Below are 19,271 nucleotides of genomic sequence, written 5' to 3'. Positions count from 1 at the left end.
CATGATTAGTTTTGGGCCCCAACTGGCCGATTGGGCCCGCAGCAGCGAGGCGCTGCTGCAGCACTCCCTGGCCAGCCCCACCCCCACCACCGTTGGGGTTGTCTTTGCTGGCGGCCTGCTCACGAGCCTGGGGCCCTGCTCCCTATCGCTTTTGCCGGTCACCCTTGCCTATCTGGCTGGCTTTGGCGGCACGCCCGGCGTTAAGCCCAGCCAGGCTCCCTGGCAGCGCAGCCTCAGCTTTGCGGCCGGCATCGTGGCCTCCCTAGTGCTGCTGGGCCTGGTTAGCGGCCTACTGGGCCGGATCTATGGCCAAATCCCCGGGCTGATTCCCACGGTGGTGGCTGTGCTTGCCCTGCTGATGGGCCTAAACCTGCTGGGCCTGCTGAAGCTGCCCCTGCCCGCCGGACCCGATCCTGAAATCTGGCGTCGCCGGGTGCCGGCACCCCTGGCTCCCATAGCCGCAGGCCTAGCTTTTGGATTAGCCGCAACCCCATGCACAACGCCAGTGCTGGCTGTGCTGCTGGCCTGGATGGCCCAAAACGGCAAACCCCTGGTAGGCATGTTGCTGCTCACCAGCTTCGGAGCGGGTCAGGTGGTGCCCCTGCTGCTGGCCGGCACGGCGGCCGCCAGCCTGCCGGGCTTGCTGAGCCTGAGGCGGCTGGGCCAATGGGTTCCCCCGATCAGCGGCGTGGTGCTGGTGACAACCGGCGCCCTCACCCTTGTGGCCAACTGGCGATGAAAGCCTTGCTGCGAGTTGTGGGCTGGATCTCCGATCTGCGGGTGGCGATCGTGCTGCTTTTGGTGATTGCCATCACCAGTGGCGTCGGCACGGCCATCCCCCAGCGGGAACCCGCAGAGCTCTACCACCGGCTCTACGACCCCCAGCCCTGGCTTGGACTGCTGAACGCTGATGGGGTGCTTGCCCTGCAGCTCGACCATGTGTATTCCAGCGGCTGGTTCCTAGGGCTGCTGGCCTGGCTGGCCCTAGCCCTGCTGCTCTGCAGCTGGCGCCGCCAGTGGCCCGCCCTGCAGGCCGCCCTGCGCTGGATCGACTACAGCTCACCCCGCCAGCTCAGCAAGCTGAGCGTGGCTGAAACCCTCAGCACCGACACCCCCAAGGAGAGCCTCGATCAGCTGGCCGGACTGCTGCAACTCCAGGGCTGGCAAATTCAGCGCCATCACGACCGCCTAGCCGCCCGCAAGGGGCTGCTGGGCCGGGTCGGGCCCCTGCTGGTACACGCCGGGATGGTGGTGCTGATGCTCGGAGCGGCCTGGGGAGCACTTGGTGGGCAACGGGCTGAGCAATACCTGGCCCCCGGCCGCAGCCTGGAGCTGATGGACAGCCGGGGCAGCAGCCAACTCACCCTTGCCCTCGACGGCTTTTCAATCCAGCGCGATCCCGCCGGGCGACCTGAGCAATTCACCTCCCAGCTGCGCATCCTCGAGGGCGATGGCAGCGGCGGCAGCCTGCTGAAGCAGGCCGAGATCAGCGTCAACCATCCGCTGCGCTTCCAGGGGGTCACCCTTTATCAAGCCGACTGGGCCCTGGCCACCATCAGCCTGCAACTCGGCAAAAGCCCCCTGCTGGAGCTGCCGCTGCAGAGCTTTCCTCAGCTAGGCGAACAGATTTGGGGCATCGTCCTGCCCACCCGTCCCGATGGCAGCGAGCCGGTGCTACTCAGCCTGGGCAGCGAACAAGGACCAATTGAGATCTACGGCGCCGACGGAATCTCCCTAGCTCGCCTAGCCCCAGGCGGCGCAGCTGTGGAGGTAAAGGGGCTGCCGATACGGGTCGAAAGCGTTCTACCCGCCAGTGGCATCCTGCTGAAGCGTGATCCTGGCGTGCCTTTGGTGTACGCAGGATTTGCGATCGCCCTGGCCGGCGGCGGGCTCAGCTTGCTTGCTACGCGTCAGCTTTGGGCCATTGCCGAGCAGCCAGCCGGCCAGGCGGGTCAGCTGCATGTTGCCGGACTCTGCAACCGCAATCTCACCGGCTTCGCTGCCGAGCTGCCCCAGATGCTCGCCCAGCTCTAACAAGCCAGCCGCGTGCCGTGGCTGACGCGAACCACGGTGTGAACGTTGCCGCGGGGGTGAAAATCAGCCTCCAGCTGCATCCACTGGGGATCGGTGGCGGCAACCAGATCATCCAAGATGCGATTCGTCACCTCTTCATGGGAAATGGAGCGGTCGCGGTAGCTGTTCACGTAGAGCTTGATCGCCTTGAGCTCCACCACCCGGGGGCCGGGCTGGTAGATCAAGCGCAACACCGCAAAATCGGGGTAACCGGAAAACGGGCACTTACAGGTGAACTCCGGCAGCTCGATCGAAATCTCGTAGGCACGGCCAGGCCTGGGATTGTCAAAACAGATCAGCTCCGCTTCAGCGATGGCGCGCTCGCCATACATGGGCGTCTGGGTGAGGGAGGACGCGCTGGCAGAAACTGGGCTGGAAGACATCGGAGCAAGGAAAGGGAAAGGGCCAGTGCCACTAGGCGATCTTAAGGAAAGTGGCCGCAGCCAACAGCTGCCCGAGCCGGTAGCAATCGCTACGACGACCCCCGCAAAGCTCGGGCCTAATGGCTTTACTCCCTACCATCGGCAGGGATTTCCTGAGAGACTTCCTACCCAGCCCGAGCTGTTCCTATGAAAAAAATTGAGGCCATCATTCGTCCCTTCAAGCTCGAGGACGTCAAGGTCGCCCTGGTCAATGCGGGGATCGTGGGCATGACCGTGAGCGAAGTGCGGGGTTTTGGCCGTCAAAAGGGCCAGGTGGAGCGCTATCGCGGCTCTGAATTCACCGTCGAATTCCTCCAGAAACTCAAACTTGAGATCGTTGTCGATGACGACAAGGTCGACACCGTGGTGAGCGCCGTTCAAGACGCGGCCCGCACCGGCGAAATCGGCGACGGCAAGATCTTCGTGAGCACAATTGATTCGGTGATTCGAATCCGCACCGGTGATCGGGACAGCGGCGCCATCTGAGCGCCAGCGCCCCTTTTGCTTTTTATGCCCTGGGAGTCAGCGTGCTGGCTACCAGGGTTTTTATTTGCTCTGGGCTGATTGCCCCAGGGCGGAATTTCGGGTCGGTTTGGGCTGGTTCAACAAGCTGTTCAACAGGCTCAAAAACATCCCCTGCAACATCACCGGCAACATCACCCATTCCGACCTGCCCATCGCAATCAGAGCGCCGCAGCCAGAGCAGATACTCATGGTTGCCGGCAGGCCCGGTGATCGGTGAGGCCACCAGGCCGCAGGCCTCAAGCCCCAACGCCCCGGCCGCCGCCATCACCCCCGCAATCGCATCGCAGTGGGCAACCGGATCACGCACCACCCCGCCCTTGCCCACCCGGCCCTTGCCCACCTCAAATTGAGGTTTAACCAGCAACAGCAGATCCAGCGGCGCCTCGGGCAGGAGCAACCCCAGCAGGGCCGGCAGCACCTGGGCGAGGGAAATGAACGACACATCGGCCACAGCCAGGGTTGGCCAGGGGTCCTCGGGCCCGTAGAGCTCGGCCGGGGTGAGGTGACGCAGGTTGGTGCGCTCCTTGAGCACTACCCGCGGATCACTGCGCAGGCTCCAGGCCGTCTGGCCGTAGCCCACATCGATCCCGTAAATCCGGCAGGCCCCGTGCTGAAGCAGACAATCGCTGAAGCCGCCAGTGGAGATGCCGCCATCAAGGCAAACGCGACCCTGCACGGCTACTGGGAAGGCCTCTAGTGCCCTCACTAGCTTTTCGCCACCCCTTGATACGTAGCGAGGAAGCTGCTGCACCAGCAGCTCCGCCTCCGGCAGCACCTCGGTGCCTGGTTTATCGAGCACTTTGTCGCCTTGGCGCACCCGGCCGGCCCTAATCAACAGCTGGGCCTGCTGACGGCTAGCCGCCAGTCCGCGGGCCACGAGCTCCAAATCCAGTCGTTGCTTGCGAGCCATGGCGCTCCACCTTTTGTGATCAAACCACAACGCAACCGGAACAGATTCCAAGCATCTCCGCCTCCGCACCAAAACCCGGCAGAGGATGGCGCCGAGAAGTTGATCCGGCACCGATGGCCACCTCAATCCGGAGCGCGAATGCTGCAGCCAATGTGCTGGAACTGCTCTATCCCGGCAGCTTCGTCAAACTGCGCAATCAACCCTCCGACCTGCCCCCCTTCCAGCTGATCCAGTGCCGCGGGGGGCGATGCTGGGTGCGGCAGCAGGCCTGGGGCAGCCTGGTGCAGTGGGAGGTGGAGCACCAGCGCCTGACGGCAGCTGCCTAAAGAGCGCTGACTAAGGGAGGCAGGGGCGCACCCATACATTGGTCTGGCAGTGAGCCAGGCGCGGCCTTGATCGAGCGTTATACCTTGCCCGAGATGGGCAACCTCTGGAGTGAAGAGGCCAAGTTTCAGAGCTGGCTCGACGTGGAGATCGCTGCCACCGAGGCCAACTGTGAGTTGGGGCGAGTGCCTGCTGAGGCGGTCGCAACGATTAAGGCGAAGGCCAGATTTTCGGTAGAGCGCATCCTCGAGATCGAGGCCGAAGTGCGCCACGACGTGATCGCCTTCCTCACCAATGTGAACGAGCACGTGGGCGATGCGGGCCGCTACATCCACGTGGGCATGACCAGCTCAGATGTGCTCGATACAGGCCTGGCCCTGCAGATGAAAGCATCGGTGGCCCTGTTGCGCGCCGAGCTCGACGCACTCGCCGATGCCCTCAGGGCGCTAGCCCGCGAGCACAAGGGCACGGTGATGATCGGCCGCAGCCATGCCATCCATGGCGAACCGATCAGCTTCGGCTTCAAGGTGGCCGGCTGGCTGGCGGAAGTGGAACGCAACCGCGAGCGCCTCGAGCGGCTCGAGCGGGTGGTGAGCGTGGGCCAGATCAGCGGCGCCATGGGCACCTACGCCAACACCGACCCCCAGGTGGAGGCGATCGCCTGCGCCAAGCTCGGCCTGGTGCCAGATACGGCCAGCACCCAGGTGATCGCCCGCGATCGCCACGCCGAATACGTGCAGACCCTGGCCCTGGTGGGCGCGGCGCTGGAGCGCTTCTCCACCGAGATCCGCAACCTGCAGCGCACCGACGTGCTCGAGGTGGAAGAGAACTTCGCCAAGGGGCAGAAGGGCAGCTCGGCCATGCCCCACAAGCGCAACCCGATCCGCAGCGAGCGGATCAGCGGCCTGGCGCGGGTGCTGCGCAGCTATGTGGTGGCGGCCCTGGAAAACTGTGCCCTCTGGCACGAGCGCGACATCAGTCACAGCTCTGTAGAGCGGATGATGCTGCCCGACTGCTCCACCACCCTGCACTTCATGCTGCGGGAGATGACCGAGGTAGTGAAGGGCTTAGGGGTCTACCCAGAAAACATGGCCCGCAACATGAACGTCTACGGAGGCGTGGTCTTTAGCCAGCGGGTGCTGCTGGCCCTAGTGGAAGCCGGCATCAACCGCGAAGACGCTTACCGAATTGTGCAGCGCAACGCCCACAGCGCCTGGAACAAAGATGGCGGCAACTTCCGCGCCAACCTTGAAGCCGATGGGGAGGTGACCAGCAAGCTCAGCGCTGAGCAGCTGGCTGAGTGTTTCAGCACCGATCTGCATCAGGCCAACCTGGGCGTGATCTGGCAGCGACTGGGGATTTGAGCCGGGGGTTTGAGCTGGCAGGCAATTCAGGCCCAGTGCAGCCGCATCGGCACTGACCCCTCCAGGCTCAGCTTGACCGGGCAGCTTTCACCGGCCTGACGCAGAACGGACCGCTGCTGCTCGCTGAGACCCGCCGGCAAGCTGATCCACACCTCCAGTAGGGCAATGCGCCGCGGCGCCTCAGGGGTCATGGTTTTTTCAATCCGGGCGGTTGCACCCTGCAGCGGCCAGCCGTGGCGCTCGGCAACGATCCCCAGGATCGTCAGGATGCAGGTGCTCAGGGCCGTGGCCACCAGATCGGTGGGCGAGAAACGCTCCCCCTTGCCCTGGTTGTCGGTGGGGGCATCGGTCTCGAGCACAGAGGCAGAGGGGCCATGGCTGGAGTGGCAGCGCAGGGCTCCCTCGTAGCGGCTATCAATCGTGGGCATCGCGTGGCGTAAGCACCACCCCACTCAAGCGCCTGGGCGGTGGTAGGGCCCACCCTGAAGAATGGTGTTGGCGCGATAAAGCTGCTCGAGCAACAACAGCCGCGCCAACTCATGGGGGAAGGTCATCGGCGAAAGGCTGAGGCGCCAGGCAGCCTGGGCCTTGAGCGCCGGCTCCAGGCCATCCGCACCGCCGATCACGAAGGCAATCCGATCAGAACCAGATCCACGCAGCTGCTCGGCAAAGGCCAGCGAATCCAAGGTGCATCCCTCTTCGCTGAGCACCACCAGCCGCTCCTCAGGCCGCAGGGCTGCGCTGATCGCCTCCGCCTCCTTAGCCATCGTGGAGTCTCTGAGCTCCGCGATCTCAAGCCCGGGCAACCGCCTGCGATAAAGGGCAATACCTTCCTGCACCCAACCCTTGCGCACTTTGCCCACTGCCAGGATGCGGATGCGGGCTGGGTTGATCACTGCCTAGGGGCCTTTAACCAAAATGTTGTAGAGGGAAGCCGCATTCAGCAAGGGACCAAGGGGCTCCACAGTTTGGGCAAGACGCTGATTGAAACTCGTCCAGCCATTACGAGCTACAACAATTACATCACCGTTCTGCAGAGCAGGATTGTTGATTGATCCAAGTGTGGCTCCTGGCTGAAAACGCAATCGAGTTGAAACAACTGTGCCATCGCTCTGCATCCTCAACAGGCGAATGAAATTGGCATCGGCTCTCAGCTGATTTAAGTCTCCGGCTGCCATTACCGCCTCAGTAAGCGAGCTATTGGAACGAACTTGCTTAAGGCCAGGAACATTAACCTCTCCCACGACCGTAACGGCAATGGCATCAGCGGAAAGATTCGACTTACCAGCCCTGATCAAAATCTCATTAGTAGTAACACCTTCAAGCTTGGAAACTTGAACTGTGTCCCCATCCATCAGCAGGGGATTGACCGTCTGGGACTGGCCCAAAAGAGTAGCTAGAAAATCAAAGCGAAAGCTGGTCTTGGGCGATTCAGGCCTGCTTCCCTGACGGATCAGCACAACATCAGAGAGATTGGCAGTAGCAGTAATGCCTCCTGCCTTCTGAACCGCATCGACCAAGGTGGGCCAACCAGCGCTTGTAATAGTGGTCTGCTGGGCGCCGACAGCCTGGAGGCTGGAACTCTTGGCCTCCTGGGTGAGGCTATAGAAACCTGGCTTCTGAACCTCCCCCACCACGGTGATCCGCACCGGACGGGGAGCAATTAAATCGAGATAGACTAGAGGTCTGCGCAGGTAACGGGAATACAAGCTTGTAATCCGTTTCTGAGCTTCATCCAGGCTGAGGCCCGAGACGGGCACTGAGTTCAACCGTGGCAAGTTGATAGTGCCGTCGCTGAGTATCTCCACTTCTGCGGCGTAGCCTTCAACCTTGAATACGGACATACGCAACCGGTCCCCTGGACCAAGCCGATAGCGGAAGCTCCTGCCCGGATCCGCTGGCCACACAGCAGAGGCGCTCGGCAGAGCTCCTGGTGCCCCTGGCATGGGGTAAGACTGCAGCTGGGGCTGAGCCAGAGCAGCAAGGCAGCTGAATGGGGCACCCAGTGCTGTGGCCACGATCAGCCTGGCCAGGGGCCTGCGGGTAGCAGACGGTTGGGAATGGAAATCTGCAGGCAAGGGTCCTGGAAGGCGATGGGGTTTGGAAATCGGCGTAGCAGCTAAACCAGTGCGGTCTCTAGTCGGGGCTAATCTTCACCTACTTTGAGCCCAAGCGTGAAGGGGAAGGAAGGGACCATCTTGAATCAGCCAGCCCCGGTAGCCCTTCCTCTTCAGCAGGTAGAGGCAGAGCTCGCCCCTTACTTTTTGTTCAGCTCCCAGGGCCTCGACCTTTATTTGCTGCCTGGTGAACATTTTGCACCCTATGCAGACCCAGTAGGCATCCTGCGGGAACTGACCTACCGCCAACAACTTTCTGGCTCGGGGCAGACCCGTGACCTCGATAGCAGGGACTGCTTCTACGACCATTTCCTACTGGTGGAGGGCTGTAGCGGCGAGTTGGCGGGCTCCGCCCGGCTCCAGTTCGTGCCTAGACATGACTTCGGCCAAAGCGGCCAAGCAGGTGACAAGACGCCAACTCCAGCAGGCCATCAGTCCTACCTGGAGCACGTTTATCCAGGCATCAAAACGATGCTGGCCCAGCGAGGCAATCACCTGGAAATTGGTCGAGTAGCTCTTGCGCCCCGCTTCCAGCGCCAGCCTCACACCTTGATGTGCCTGTTTAGGGGCGGACTTCAGGTGGCAGTTTCCTCTGGCTACCAATCCATCCATGGACTGGTCTCCTACAACCATTTTGCCTACAGCGACGCAGTCAACCAAAGCTTTCTAGGCAGCCTGATGCGGGCACCATTTCTGGAAACGGAGCTGCCCTGTCCCCAGCCCCGCCATTCGCTTAGCTGGCTTGAACCAATGGAAGCCCAGGGATCCATCGAGACCATTCAGGGCCTTGAACAGCAGATCAGGGAGCAGCTGGAGCCAAGCTTTCGGTTGCCCGTGCTGCTCCGCCAGTACATCAACTTGATGGAAGCCAGGGTTCGAAACCTCTCCCTGGCCCGTGACTTCAATCAAATCACCGAAATCCTGATGGCTGCCGACCTCAGCCGCATCCCCAGCAGCCGGCTACAGCACTTCATCGACTTCGTCCACCAACCTGTCTACCGGCATTTCAGCTGGTACCGAGGCAGCTGAACCAGCCCTCTGGGCTGGTACGTTTCCATGCAGTCGCTTTGGGGTCCTCGATGCGCGCGAACCCTGAAAACGACCAGACTGAACTCCTGCCGTTGAGCCCTGCGAACCCTTCCCGCCAACCAAGCTCAGAGGCCAATCTGCCTACAAACCCCGGGCATTCAACTGCTTCAGTCTCGCTTCAAAACCCCGAGGAACTTCAGGATCGGTTGACTCAGATTCTGATTCAGATCTCAGGCGCTGACCCCGCCCGGATCACCCCAGAGGCCCGCCTGATCGAAGACATAGGCATTGACTCCCTTGGCTTCTACGAAATTCTGATCGAAGCCGATGAGTGCCTCGGCATCAAAATAAGGGAGGAAGACCTGCTCAAATTCCAAACGGTGGGCGATATTCAGAATCATCTGAGGTCCATGGAGCAACCCGATGCGCAAGCCACCTGAACGGCTGGCGGTTACAGGCTGGGGCTCGATAAACCCATTAGGGAACGACCCCGAAAGCACTTGGCAAGCAATTCTCTCTGGACGCTCCGGAGTTAGGGCACTCGCTGATGAATGGGCGAAAGACCTGCCGATCAGGTTGGCAGGCTGCGTACAGCAAGATCTAATTGAGACCTTGGAGCCTTTACTACAACGGCGCCTGGATCGCTGTTCCCAGCTGGCCCTTCTAGCAGCCCGTCAAGCATGGGCTCAGGCTTCACCGCACCTCTCAGGTGTAGATCCTGCCCGAATTGCAGTTGTGATCGGCACAGGGATCGGTGGCCTGGCCACACTTGAGCGCCAGCACACCATCCTGCTGAATGCGGGCCCGACGCGGGTGAACCCCCTGACCGTGCCAATGCTGATACCAAATGCAGCGGCAAGCCATATTGCGATCGACCTTGGACTGCACGGAGGGGCCCATACGCCGGTTTCAGCTTGCGCATCTGGCGCCGAAGCCCTGCTGCTGGCCCAGCTACTGATCAATGACAATCGGGCTGACGTGGTTTTAGCCGGTGGCACAGAAGCCCCTGTGAATCGACTGGGATTGGTCGGGTTTGCCGCAATGCGGGCCCTCTCTAGTCGTAACGAGGAGCCTGAGCAGGCTTCAAGGCCCTATGGCAAGGACAGGGACGGTTTCGTGCTGTCAGAGGGCGCAGGCGTATTGGTATTGCAAAGGGAGCGGGACCTAGCCAGCGGAGCACCTGCTCCCTTGGGAATACTCCAGGCCTGCGGTTGCAGCAGCGATGGTCACCACATCGTTGCTCCTGAACCAGAAGGCCTGCAAGCAAGCCAAGCGATCGCCGATGCCCTGCAACGGGCGGATCTGACAGTGGCGGACCTCAGCTTCGTTCAGGCTCACGCCACGGGCACACCAGTGGGAGACCTGGCAGAGTCGCGAGCCCTGCGCCGCGGCCTAGGCAATGCCCTAGACCACATGCCCGTAACAGCGCCTAAGGGCCAGTTTGGACACCTACTCGGAGCTGCAGGCGCAGTGGAAACGATCCTTGCCCTGCAAGCTTTGCGTCAAGGAATAGTGCCGCGCAGCCTGAACTCAAACCCTCTCGATCCAGCCATAAATCTTGCAGTGGTTCAACAGGAGTCGCTAGCACTGCCAAGCCGTAACAGCGAGCGCTATGCCCTCAAGAATGCCTTCGGCTTCGGCGGCCACAACATCAGCCTGATCCTGGCGGCCTGATCACCCCTTATCAGTTCTACTGGGAAGGTTAGTGGTGCGGGCGTAATAAGCCTGCACCGCTGCCTTAAAGCTGCCGACGTCACAGTTTGATTCAGGCAGCAGCAGATCCCTGGCACGCCCTCGCCGGCAATAAATGGTGCCAATCGGAGCTGTAAGTCTTGACAGCAGCAATCTAAGGGGGCGATAGCGCAAGTCTTCAGGACTCGGCAATCCTTCCTGCACAAAGGTCCATGGCACAACAAGGGCACTATGACGACGGGCTAGCAGTAAGGGGCTCGCCGAAACTCTCTGATGTATTGGCGTAACCAATGAACCATTGGGCGCCAGGATCACCTGTCCCCGTTCCGCCAGCGTGCGGGAGGCAGCATATAAAGCAGCAGTGCGCGATCGCCCATCTTTATGATTCATCAGCGCATGGCCCGCATTAGCAGCCGACTGGGCAAACCAAGGCATGAAGTGGCTCATGTGCAGGTTGGCAGTTGTGATACTTGGCAACCTGATCACCCCTTGCACCACCAGCACATCTATCGGGCTTGTGTGATTCCAGATATGAACCAAGGGCACACCAACTGGCTCGCTGGGCTGGCTGTCATCAAGGACCACCTGTACACCAAGAGCCCTTAGTCCCGCCCCAGCTGTACAAGCAAGCAACCAGGAAGCAGCACGCTTAAAGCCCAAAGCAAGTGCCAGTAACTGCAAGCCATAAATCGCAAAAAACCCTGCAGCCCAGCCCAAACGGCCTAGCAGACGAGGCAGCAGGATCACGCCGGATCTGCGACTGGGCACGGGGGCATCTGGCAGCTGGGGAGAAGGCGCTAACCGGCGAGCATCTGGACCTATGGGGAAAGTAGTCCGAAAGGGGAAATCGCCATCAAAATTGCCATTAACCTGAGTGCTAGTGACAAGGTGGGAGTAAAAGCGATAAAAGAGTGGCCGATCACTAGTCTGGGGCTGCTGCCAGAATTGATCCAGAGGCTTTTGATCAGTAAGGCCAGGTAAATTATAAAAAGTTTGCCCCATAACCTTTGTAGGCACAGCATGAAACAAGGCCTGCAAACCAACCGTACTGTTGACCGTTACAACGCCCCTGCAGGCACGCAGAAAACGACTCAAGGCTCCATCGTGAAAATAATGCACACGTCCGGAGACTCCATAACGGGTGGCTAAAAGCTGAATGAGCCTACCGTAATGATTATATCCACGATCACGTGGATGATGCTTAAAGGCAAGGTGATCAGAGGCATGGGCGTTCGCAGCAAACGAACTGATTACATCCTCAATAAAATCATGCATGCCCCGATAGGGCGAGCCCATCTGGATCTGCGAATCACTAGAGACCTGAAGCACAACCAAGAAGAAGGAGAGATGTTCAAGCAGCCTCCTCTTGATCGAACGCTCACTAAATCTATAAAGCCAGAAACGCCAATTACCGCGCAGCTGGCACCAGACAAACTGAGGCGAGGGTTGCAACTTGTGCTCACCCTCGATAATCGGATAACGAGTGAAAGCATGCTGAAGGAAAGTTGGAGCCTTCCAAATCTTGCGCCACCTCCAACCTGGCTCCAGACAACCACCAGGCAAGACATTTACAGGCGGCAGGGCCCTATAAAATTCAAGTGGTTGATTTAGGTTAGAGCGGGAGTTCACCCTATCCCGCTCCAAGCTTACGTAATTAGGCCTGATATAGCCGAGTTCAAACACCCAAGCCTCAACGCCAATGCGCTGAGCCTCCTCAATTGCGACGCGATGGGGAATTATAAAATCTCCATACATAAAGATGTGGCGTATTCCTCTCTCCACCAGCAGCTGGCGCAAAAAGGGGCGCCACTCCTCCATTGAGCCATTGAATGGCACGCGCACATCTCGCGCAAAACCAAATTCATGCAGGGGAAACGCCACCTTGACTACTGGAATACCACAGCCGCGGAGGTAGTTACAGAAGCGTGCAAAGAACAGACCAATCGGGCCGATCAACAGCAACACAGGGCCATTAATCTGTACTTGAACCAAGGTCGCAGGCCTGGAAGAGTTCAAACGAGTATCCCTTGAGCTAGATTTGGAGTTAATTTTGCCATGCTTAGAACAATAAAAGTGTCCATATTTAAGCAGTAGAAGATGCGCGCCATGCCACCAGCTCGTCGATAGCCTGCTCCGGGGTGATCTGCCAGCCGCTGCGACGACTGACGTAGCGCGGGTAAGCTATTAATGCCCCATACACAAGGGCATCTAGACTAATCTTTCTCCCTCGACGAGAGCAACTGTTTGCGTCCTTGGTAAGCCCCCAGCCGGCGTAGAAGGGAAGCCCCCAAACATGGACCTCTATGCCTCGCAGCAGAGCTTCGAATCCGGCCAAAGAGGTGAGCACGTGAACCGCATCTACTTGAGCAAATAATTGCTGCACAGAAGCTTCTCTTAGCACCAAATCAGCAACCAACAAGGCTTGACTTTCAGCAACCGAAGATCGACGCAACCCCGCGACTACGTCGGGATGGGGCTTATAAATAATATATGCATCTGGCTCCGCATTGCGCACGGCTTGAATCAGCTCTAAGTTGGTTCTTATTCCTGGCGCCCCAAAACGAATTGAAGCATCACTTTCTACCTGGCCTGGCACCAGCACTACCCGCCGCAAGCCTGATGGCCTATGCCAAGCTGGAGCCGAAAGATTATATTTAGTAATTGCCTCTTGAACTAGACGCTGGCGCAGGGCAGCGGCCCGTTCGAGCTGCTCAATACTGGGATCAGCAGTCGCAAGCCAGCTTTCCAACGCTGAAGGACGGGTGGAGTCGTAATAGACACCCTGGTGGTCTACCACCCATGACAAAGGGCTGGGGGGACGAGCAGCCCTGATCCCAACATTATTAAGTAGCTGAACTATTCGCAAATGAATCTTATTGCCAAATCCAACTGAACGCAGAAAGCCATCTTCAACCTGAATTACTTGACCAGGATGGGCCAACAAAAGCTGCTCAGAAGCCCGGCCCCAGTGCACAATCCGCCTATGGCGTTGCCGCTCGCGTGAGCGCAAAAAAGACAACTCGCAACCAGGCATAAAGCGCCGCAAGAAGGGTCTTTTCCAGCGTGTAAAGCCAAGCGCCACAGCCCGGGCGGGATCGGCAGCCAATCTCTGACGTTGCAAGCCAATCGAACACAGTAGATCTTCAACTTCGCAGGGCTTAAGAGTATGAGGATCGATATAAACTGCATACTCGACCAAAGCTGCATGCACAAGATCAGCCAGCTGTCGCTGGCCTGCGGAAGCCCGTCGAGGCGGCGAAGGCAGCTCATCATGGGTTAGTCCCCAGCCAGCGAAGAAAGGAAGTCCGAAGCAGTAGACCTCCTTCCCCCACATCAAGGCTTCAAAGCCCAGCTGGGAAGTCACCACATACACAGCCTCGGCTTGCTCAAGCAGAGCCGCGGGATGACCACCACTAGAGTCTAAAATTATGCGTGAATCGGCTAGTTGTTCGGCCGTAAAATGTCCCTTCTTTCTGCCAGCGACCACATCGGGGTGGGTTTTGACCACCACTTTGAGACCAGGATGATTTCTAAGCGCCGCGGCCAACATGGCGGCAAACTGATCTTGAGAACCTGAACCCAGTCGTATCGAAATATCGGCAACGGTTTGGTCAACCACAAGTACGTAGGGCTGAACAGGTGCCGGTACATCGGCTGATTGGTTGTACTTGCTGACTCGGTGCTCGCGCCAGAGGCGCTGCAGCTTGATCGCACGCGCCAGCTCGTCAGGGCTGTGATTACGGGCAATCAGCTGCTCAAGACGGCTGGGTTCTGAGACGTCGTAGTAGATCCCTAAATCATCTAGGACCAGACCAAGAGGCGGGCAGTCTGCTCCCAAACCCAGGGAACGAACAAAGGCATCTTCACATCGCCAAATGGGTAGATCACGGGCGACAGCCAGCCGCTCAGCAGCTCGAGCGCTGGGCTTGCGTCCCCAGGCCAGCAGGGCATCCAACTGCTCACGACCGCAACGACCCGAACCGCGCACCAAGCTGAAAGGAGCCAGCAGGGCCTTCAAGGTTGCGTGACGGAACATTCCTGCATCCGGCAGGCCCAGTCGAACTGCGGAGGATGGATAGACCAAAGGCGGGTGGCGCTACGGATTCCCTTTAACCAAGGTACCGACAGGTGAACACTGCTAGCTTCGATTTCTGTACTGAAAGCAGTAGGCCGGTCATCCGACGCATGCAGATCCAAGACCCCCTAGACAGTTTGTGTGCCGCTATCTCGGCCGAAACGGGCATGCCTGCTGGCCGGATCAAAAAAGTTGTGCTCGCGCTCCAGCGACACCAAAGCAGCACCTGCGTCGAGTCGGCTCCCGAGCCCCAAGGACCTGAAGATCACCTGCGCTTCTACCCCCTTGGTGCCAACGGCAGGCTGCGCCCCCCCAGCGGTAGCGCTGGATGAGTCCTCCTGCCTTGGCGATCCAAATGGATCCAGATCTGGCTCCGCTTGTTTTGATTCCTGCGCGCGGGGGCTCCAAAGGGGTTCCCGGCAAAAATCTTCGCTCCGTTGGCGGGATTCCCTTGCTTGCACGCTGCATAAGGGCCGCCAGGGTAGCTTCGAGCGTCGGAGCCATCTGGGTGAGCAGCGACGATGCCGGCATCGGCCACCTTGGCGAAGAGGAGGGTGCTAGTTGGCTGCAGAGACCAAGTGAGCTCTCGGGCGACCAAGCATCATCAGAATTGGCCCTGCTCCACGCCCTCAACGAACTAGCAGAGCGCGGCCCTCTGCCCGCCCTGTTTGTTTTTCTGCAGTGCACTTCGCCCTTCACCACTGGGCCCCAGATTGATGCTGTGGTGAACGCCCTTCAACTCAGCCAGGCCAACATGGCTTTCAGCGTGATGCCATGGCACGGCTTCTTGTGGTGCATCGATGGCAATGGCCACGGGGTAGGAATTAATCACAACTCCAACGAACCCCGCCGCCGGCGCCAGGACTTGGAGCCCGCGTATCTAGAGACCGGTGCCATTTACGCAATTCGTACCAAAGCGTTTCTGGAACACGGAACCCGGTTCATCCAGCCCACCCTGCCCGTACCCCTGGAAGGGTTAGCCCCTGAGATAGACAGCATGCAAGACCTTGAGCTCTGCGATCGATTAGCGCCCCTGTTGAATGGGGCCAATCAAGCTTCATCGGAACACACTTCATCGGAATGCAATTGATGGGCAGCCTGCAGGGGCGCCAGGTGGCAGCCCTGGCCTGCTTCGACTCCTTCGGCAAAACCGCCATGAACCTGCTGCGCGTGGCGCGGAAGGAAGGAGCATCGACGAGCCTGCATCTGCTTGAACTGCCTGGACGCAAACTCTCACGCCGCCAGGTGCTGGAGATCCGCCGCATAGATCCCCGCACCGCCATCAAGCAGCACGAGTGGGGCCAACTGCGAGAGCTGCGCACCGATCTTGTACAAGTCGATGCCCTTGTGCTCGGTTTGGATGGACGCCGCACCCGAGAGACCCAGCTGTTGCTGCAATCGGCCTGGATGGATCAGCTCCGGCGGCCCGTACTGATTAGCGCCTATCCGGGCATTCTGTTCCGCCATCAACTGGAGGGAATGATGGATCGCTCCGGCGTAGAACTGTTGTGCCTAAACGGAGAAACCGACGCCCAGCTTTATCGTCAGGCCTGCAGTGCCCTAGGGCTGGACAGCAGCAATGCTGTTGTGACTGGACTGCCGATCCTCTGGTCGATCGAACCAAGACTCCAAGTACCGGATGCCGCCTCGATCGTGTTTTTCGAGCAGCCCTCAGTGCCTGACAACCCGATTCAACGCAAATACATTTGTAGGCGCCTTGCCGATCTGGCCCAGGCCTGGCCGGCACATCCGGTGATCTTTAAGCCACGCACCTCGAAAATCGAAGCCACGCTGCATCGCCAGCATGGTGAGATGGCCAGCCGGGTTGAGAAGCTCAGCCGCCGCATACCCAACCTGCAGATCAGCTACAAGCCCAGCCTGACTCTGCTGAAAAAGTGCGGCTGCGCCATCACTGTGTCCTCCACCGCTGCCATGGAAGCAATGGCTTTGGGTGTGAGCACCCGCATTGTCTCGGACCTGGGAGTCAATGAAACCTTGGGCAATCATTACTTTCTTGAATCGGCAGCCATCGCCGATTTCGACTCAATCATTCGAGACCCCTTCAGCCTCCGCCTCGATCAGGCCTGGCCGGAGGGCCATGGTCACATTCCTGGAGGTGACCAGGTTTTTATTGCTGCCCTGGCCAGCCGACTGATAAATCCGCCCCAGTCTTCCGAGTCGGCAGATAGGGAAGGTCCCCCGGGCTGGGGTAGTAATTCCTGGCAGACCTACGCCCTGGCAAAAGGGGGTAAGAAAATGCTGAGCTCTGCCGGCGCCCGCTCCCGACTAGTGGCGAGTCATCGCGGACGGAATCTGCTGCGACGGGCACGCCAGAGGGTGGTAGGTCTCTGGGGACTGGAGCGGCTTTTTAAGGGCCGATGAAACTGGCACTGGTTTGCGACGGAGAGCCCGGACTGGGAGCCTGCCAGCTACTCGCGGCGGAACTGAGATTGTTGGGAGCGGAGGTGACTCTGATCAGTCCCGAAGCCAGCGATCAGCACTGGTTACCCCTGCAGCCTCTAGTTGCCGCCAGCAGCGACCTTCTCAATGGGCTTGACGCTGTTGGCGTGTTTCTAGAGGGGGCCCAGCTGACCCAATTCCGGCAGGTGCATTTGGAGTCGGCTCGGTTGAGGGGGAAGCGGCCTTGCCCCTTATTTACGGGCCCAATTCGCCCCTTGTATGGGGACACCTTGATGGCAGACCTGCTGCCCCGCCTGGGCTACGACCTGATTTGCCTGCAGGGCAAGGCTCAGATGCAGGAACTGGCCTGGCTGGTGCGCGGCAGCGAAAGCGCATCCCAGGCCAGCGAGGCCATTGGCCTTTGGTGCCTGCCAACCGAGCCGGTGGGCCACGCCAACAGCCAAGCACCACTGCTGCTGGTGCTTGATCAGCAAGACATCCCCCCTTCCCCTTTTGCCAACGGTGTCTTGTTTCAACGCTTGCGCACGATCGCCCTGGACTGCCCCTCCTGGCAGATCCGCATACAGCCCGATGCACCCTTGGGGACTGAGGGGGCGCAGGAGCCCTCAACTTCCCTGGCCTGGCACTTCCAGCAGGATCTGCACCCCCCAAGCAACCTTCAACTCGGCCAGGTTGATGACCTGGCCATTGCCCTGGTCCAGGCCAGCGCCTGCCTTGGCATCGCCTCTCCCTGGCTGCTCACGGCCATGGTGTGGGGTAAGCCAACCGTGGTGCTCGGTGACTACGGCATCCGCACCGACTTCAACGGACCGCTGTTCTTCGGCTCTGGTGCCATGCATCAACTTGCCGACTGTGTGCCCTTGGATCGACTCGCCAAGCTGAAGCGGCCCAATCGCCAATGGTTGGCAGATCGGGGCTGGGCCATCGCCAATGGCCCCCAACGGCTACTGCGGCGGCTGAAGCAGCTGGTGGAGCCGCGGCCATGACCCTCCAGATCCTGCTGATTGCGGACAGCGACAGCCAGCTACTGGCTTGCCAGGCCTTGGCTCGCTTCAGCAACGCAAACGGGGCAACAATCACGGTGAACGCCATTCCGCGCGATGGGACCCCGGAAGGCGTGCTCCAGGGACTGGAACTGATCGGAACGGTGTGGAGGCTGAATGCCCAGGCTCTGCTGGCAGATCGACGGCTCGACCAATTCGACGCGATCGGGGTGTATCTCACTGGCAGCAAGTTGGCCGAATTCCGCAGCTGCTACCACCGCAACTGCCTGCAGCAGAAGCGCCAAGCTCGTCCCCTGTTCTGTGGCTTCAACGGGGTGGTGCTGGAGCGCTTCGAGGAAGCAATTGCCTGGAGGTTGGGTTACGACCTGATCTGCCTTAATGGCCCGCGTGACCAGGCCCGCCTGGATCTGCTGCTGCGCCACACCCCCTTTCAACAGCAGCGCAGCGTGCTCACTGGCCTAGGCCGCAACCTTCCAGTGCGGGAGCGCGGGGAGCGACCAAAAAGGCTGGTGTTCGCCGAACAGGTTGTGATGCCAGCGGCCGTCTCTGAGCGGAGACACCTAATCCGTATTTTGACGCGGCTGGCCCGCCGCTCACCCGAATGGGAGGTGGTGATCAAACCGCGGGTCGCCCCCCATGAAACGACGTTTCACACGGTCGAAAGCCATATCAGCCACACCCTGGTGGAAACCCTGGGCAGCCCTCCAGCCAACCTGCGGCTCAGCTACGAACCCCTTGCGGAACTGCTGTTGAACAGCCGGCTGCTGGCCACCGTGTCGTCAACCGCCCTGTTCGACGCCCTCGACCTGGGCTGCAGACCGGTGGTCGTGAACGATTTTGGCTTACGTCACGACCTCGGCACGCCGTTTTTTGCCGGCTCAGGCCTACTGCGATCCCTGGCAACGGCAGAGGATCTCGACAGCCTGGATGGGGGCCCCGATCCGGATCCCGACTGGTTGCATTGGGTTGGGTATCACACCGATTTCACCCCAGCCAACCTGCTGCAGGCCTTGAAGCAACTGGGGCACAACTCGCAGAACAGCCTTCTAAACCTGAACCATCCTGGTTATGTAGTTAATGCCGCCGACCTCTCCACAAACCAGCTACGGCGTGGAGCCGAGGCCGCCATACGCTGCCGAGACTATGGGGAAGCCCGGCGGCTGCTCGAAGTTGCGCTGCTACAGCGGCCGGACAACCGCAATATCAGTCGCCGACTGGCAGCACTGCAACAGAGCAACCGCTGGCTGCGCCGTCTGGCCTTACTGGTTACCCCCCGGTTCCGGCTCTAGAGTCCGCAACTGGAAACAGCGGGCGA

Annotated in this window: 20 protein-coding genes; 13 read left to right on the top strand and 7 right to left on the bottom strand. The window is 59.9% G+C overall.

Translation table 11 applies throughout. The features are described from left to right. Position 1 precedes the first annotated feature (1 nt). Positions 2–739, top strand: coding sequence for a cytochrome c biogenesis protein CcdA (locus KBY73_RS12460; RefSeq protein ID WP_254937410.1), 738 nt, complete (start codon positions 2–4; stop codon positions 737–739). Further along, entirely contained in the window at positions 736–2,034 is a 1,299-nt protein-coding gene (locus KBY73_RS12455; protein WP_254937409.1) for a cytochrome c biogenesis protein ResB, read from the top strand. The genes KBY73_RS12460 and KBY73_RS12455 overlap by 4 nt, the downstream gene beginning before the upstream one ends. Here KBY73_RS12455 and queF read toward each other — a convergent pair. Next, positions 2,031–2,456 carry a preQ(1) synthase gene (queF, locus tag KBY73_RS12450; RefSeq protein ID WP_254937408.1) on the bottom strand — a complete coding sequence of 142 codons (426 nt, stop codon included), beginning with the start codon at positions 2,454–2,456 and terminating at the stop codon, positions 2,031–2,033. The two genes, KBY73_RS12455 and queF, sit on opposite strands and share 4 nt — an antisense overlap. A gap of 186 nt (positions 2,457–2,642) precedes the next feature. Here queF and KBY73_RS12445 point away from each other — a divergent pair, with 186 nt between their 5' ends. Beyond that, on the top strand, positions 2,643–2,981 hold the full coding sequence (locus KBY73_RS12445) for a P-II family nitrogen regulator (RefSeq protein ID WP_254937407.1): 339 nt from the start codon (positions 2,643–2,645) through the stop codon (positions 2,979–2,981). 22 nt (positions 2,982–3,003) lie between these two features. On the opposite strand, the gene KBY73_RS12440 is transcribed toward KBY73_RS12445, so the two are convergent. After that, a complete protein-coding gene (locus tag KBY73_RS12440; protein WP_254937406.1) occupies positions 3,004–3,930 on the bottom strand; it encodes a TlyA family RNA methyltransferase in 927 nt (308 codons plus the stop codon). A gap of 113 nt (positions 3,931–4,043) precedes the next feature. On the opposite strand from KBY73_RS12440, the gene KBY73_RS12435 reads away from it, so the two are divergent. After that, positions 4,044–4,256 carry a hypothetical protein gene (locus KBY73_RS12435; protein WP_254937405.1) on the top strand — a complete coding sequence of 71 codons (213 nt, stop codon included), beginning with the start codon at positions 4,044–4,046 and terminating at the stop codon, positions 4,254–4,256. A 66-nt stretch (positions 4,257–4,322) separates the two neighbouring features. After that, positions 4,323–5,618: an adenylosuccinate lyase gene (gene purB / locus KBY73_RS12430; RefSeq protein ID WP_254937404.1), complete on the top strand. Its 1,296-nt coding sequence runs from the start codon at positions 4,323–4,325 to the stop codon at positions 5,616–5,618. 26 nt (positions 5,619–5,644) lie between these two features. Here the strand turns inward: purB and KBY73_RS12425 are convergent, their stop codons facing one another. From KBY73_RS12425 to KBY73_RS12415, 3 genes are read right to left on the bottom strand one after another with little or no spacing between them, the layout of a single operon-like run. After that, a complete protein-coding gene (locus KBY73_RS12425; protein WP_254937403.1) occupies positions 5,645–6,046 on the bottom strand; it encodes an OsmC family protein in 402 nt (133 codons plus the stop codon). 24 nt (positions 6,047–6,070) lie between these two features. Further along, positions 6,071–6,511, bottom strand: coding sequence for a 23S rRNA (pseudouridine(1915)-N(3))-methyltransferase RlmH (locus KBY73_RS12420; protein WP_254937520.1), 441 nt, complete (start codon positions 6,509–6,511; stop codon positions 6,071–6,073). 6 nt (positions 6,512–6,517) lie between these two features. Next, complete coding sequence (locus KBY73_RS12415) at positions 6,518–7,564, bottom strand: polysaccharide biosynthesis/export family protein (RefSeq protein ID WP_254937519.1); 1,047 nt, start codon at positions 7,562–7,564, stop codon at positions 6,518–6,520. A 252-nt stretch (positions 7,565–7,816) separates the two neighbouring features. Between KBY73_RS12415 and KBY73_RS12410 the strand changes: the two genes are divergently transcribed. Genes KBY73_RS12410 through KBY73_RS12400 form a run of 3 tightly spaced genes read left to right on the top strand, consistent with a single transcriptional unit; the run spans position 7,817 to position 10,438 of the window. Next, positions 7,817–8,764 (top strand): GNAT family N-acyltransferase, encoded by a 948-nt coding sequence (locus KBY73_RS12410; protein ID WP_254937402.1) that lies wholly within the window; start codon positions 7,817–7,819, stop codon positions 8,762–8,764. 50 nt (positions 8,765–8,814) lie between these two features. Next, a complete protein-coding gene (locus tag KBY73_RS12405) occupies positions 8,815–9,204 on the top strand; it encodes an acyl carrier protein (RefSeq protein WP_254937401.1) in 390 nt (129 codons plus the stop codon). Beyond that, positions 9,188–10,438: a beta-ketoacyl synthase gene (locus KBY73_RS12400; protein WP_254937400.1), complete on the top strand. Its 1,251-nt coding sequence runs from the start codon at positions 9,188–9,190 to the stop codon at positions 10,436–10,438. The genes KBY73_RS12405 and KBY73_RS12400 overlap by 17 nt, the downstream gene beginning before the upstream one ends. Here KBY73_RS12400 and KBY73_RS12395 read toward each other — a convergent pair whose 3' ends face one another. Then, positions 10,439–12,448: a 1-acyl-sn-glycerol-3-phosphate acyltransferase gene (locus KBY73_RS12395; RefSeq protein WP_254937399.1), complete on the bottom strand. Its 2,010-nt coding sequence runs from the start codon at positions 12,446–12,448 to the stop codon at positions 10,439–10,441. A gap of 91 nt (positions 12,449–12,539) precedes the next feature. After that, positions 12,540–14,474 carry a capsular polysaccharide biosynthesis protein gene (locus KBY73_RS12390; RefSeq protein WP_254937398.1) on the bottom strand — a complete coding sequence of 645 codons (1,935 nt, stop codon included), beginning with the start codon at positions 14,472–14,474 and terminating at the stop codon, positions 12,540–12,542. 167 nt (positions 14,475–14,641) lie between these two features. On the opposite strand from KBY73_RS12390, the gene KBY73_RS12385 reads away from it, so the two are divergent. The 5 genes from KBY73_RS12385 to KBY73_RS12365 are packed head-to-tail and all read left to right on the top strand — an operon-like array spanning position 14,642 to position 19,245. Continuing rightward, on the top strand, positions 14,642–14,863 hold the full coding sequence (locus KBY73_RS12385; RefSeq protein ID WP_254937397.1) for a hypothetical protein: 222 nt from the start codon (positions 14,642–14,644) through the stop codon (positions 14,861–14,863). Further along, positions 14,860–15,621 (top strand): acylneuraminate cytidylyltransferase family protein, encoded by a 762-nt coding sequence (locus KBY73_RS12380; RefSeq protein ID WP_315858439.1) that lies wholly within the window; start codon positions 14,860–14,862, stop codon positions 15,619–15,621. Before KBY73_RS12385 ends, KBY73_RS12380 begins: the two co-directional genes overlap by 4 nt. Then, complete coding sequence (locus KBY73_RS12375) at positions 15,621–16,913, top strand: DUF6716 putative glycosyltransferase (protein ID WP_254937396.1); 1,293 nt, start codon at positions 15,621–15,623, stop codon at positions 16,911–16,913. Before KBY73_RS12380 ends, KBY73_RS12375 begins: the two co-directional genes overlap by 1 nt. Then, positions 16,910–17,938: a DUF6716 putative glycosyltransferase gene (locus KBY73_RS12370; protein WP_254937395.1), complete on the top strand. Its 1,029-nt coding sequence runs from the start codon at positions 16,910–16,912 to the stop codon at positions 17,936–17,938. Before KBY73_RS12375 ends, KBY73_RS12370 begins: the two co-directional genes overlap by 4 nt. Then, a complete protein-coding gene (locus tag KBY73_RS12365) occupies positions 17,935–19,245 on the top strand; it encodes a capsular biosynthesis protein (RefSeq protein WP_254937394.1) in 1,311 nt (436 codons plus the stop codon). The genes KBY73_RS12370 and KBY73_RS12365 overlap by 4 nt, the downstream gene beginning before the upstream one ends. Positions 19,246–19,271: the final 26 nt, after the last annotated feature.

Origin of the sequence: Cyanobium sp. Tous-M-B4, from assembly GCF_024345395.1 — a bacterium.
Classification (GTDB): Bacteria; Cyanobacteriota; Cyanobacteriia; order PCC-6307; family Cyanobiaceae; genus Cyanobium_A.
Note: the sequence above shows the minus strand (reverse complement) of the source record. Positions and strands in the feature narration are given on the sequence as shown.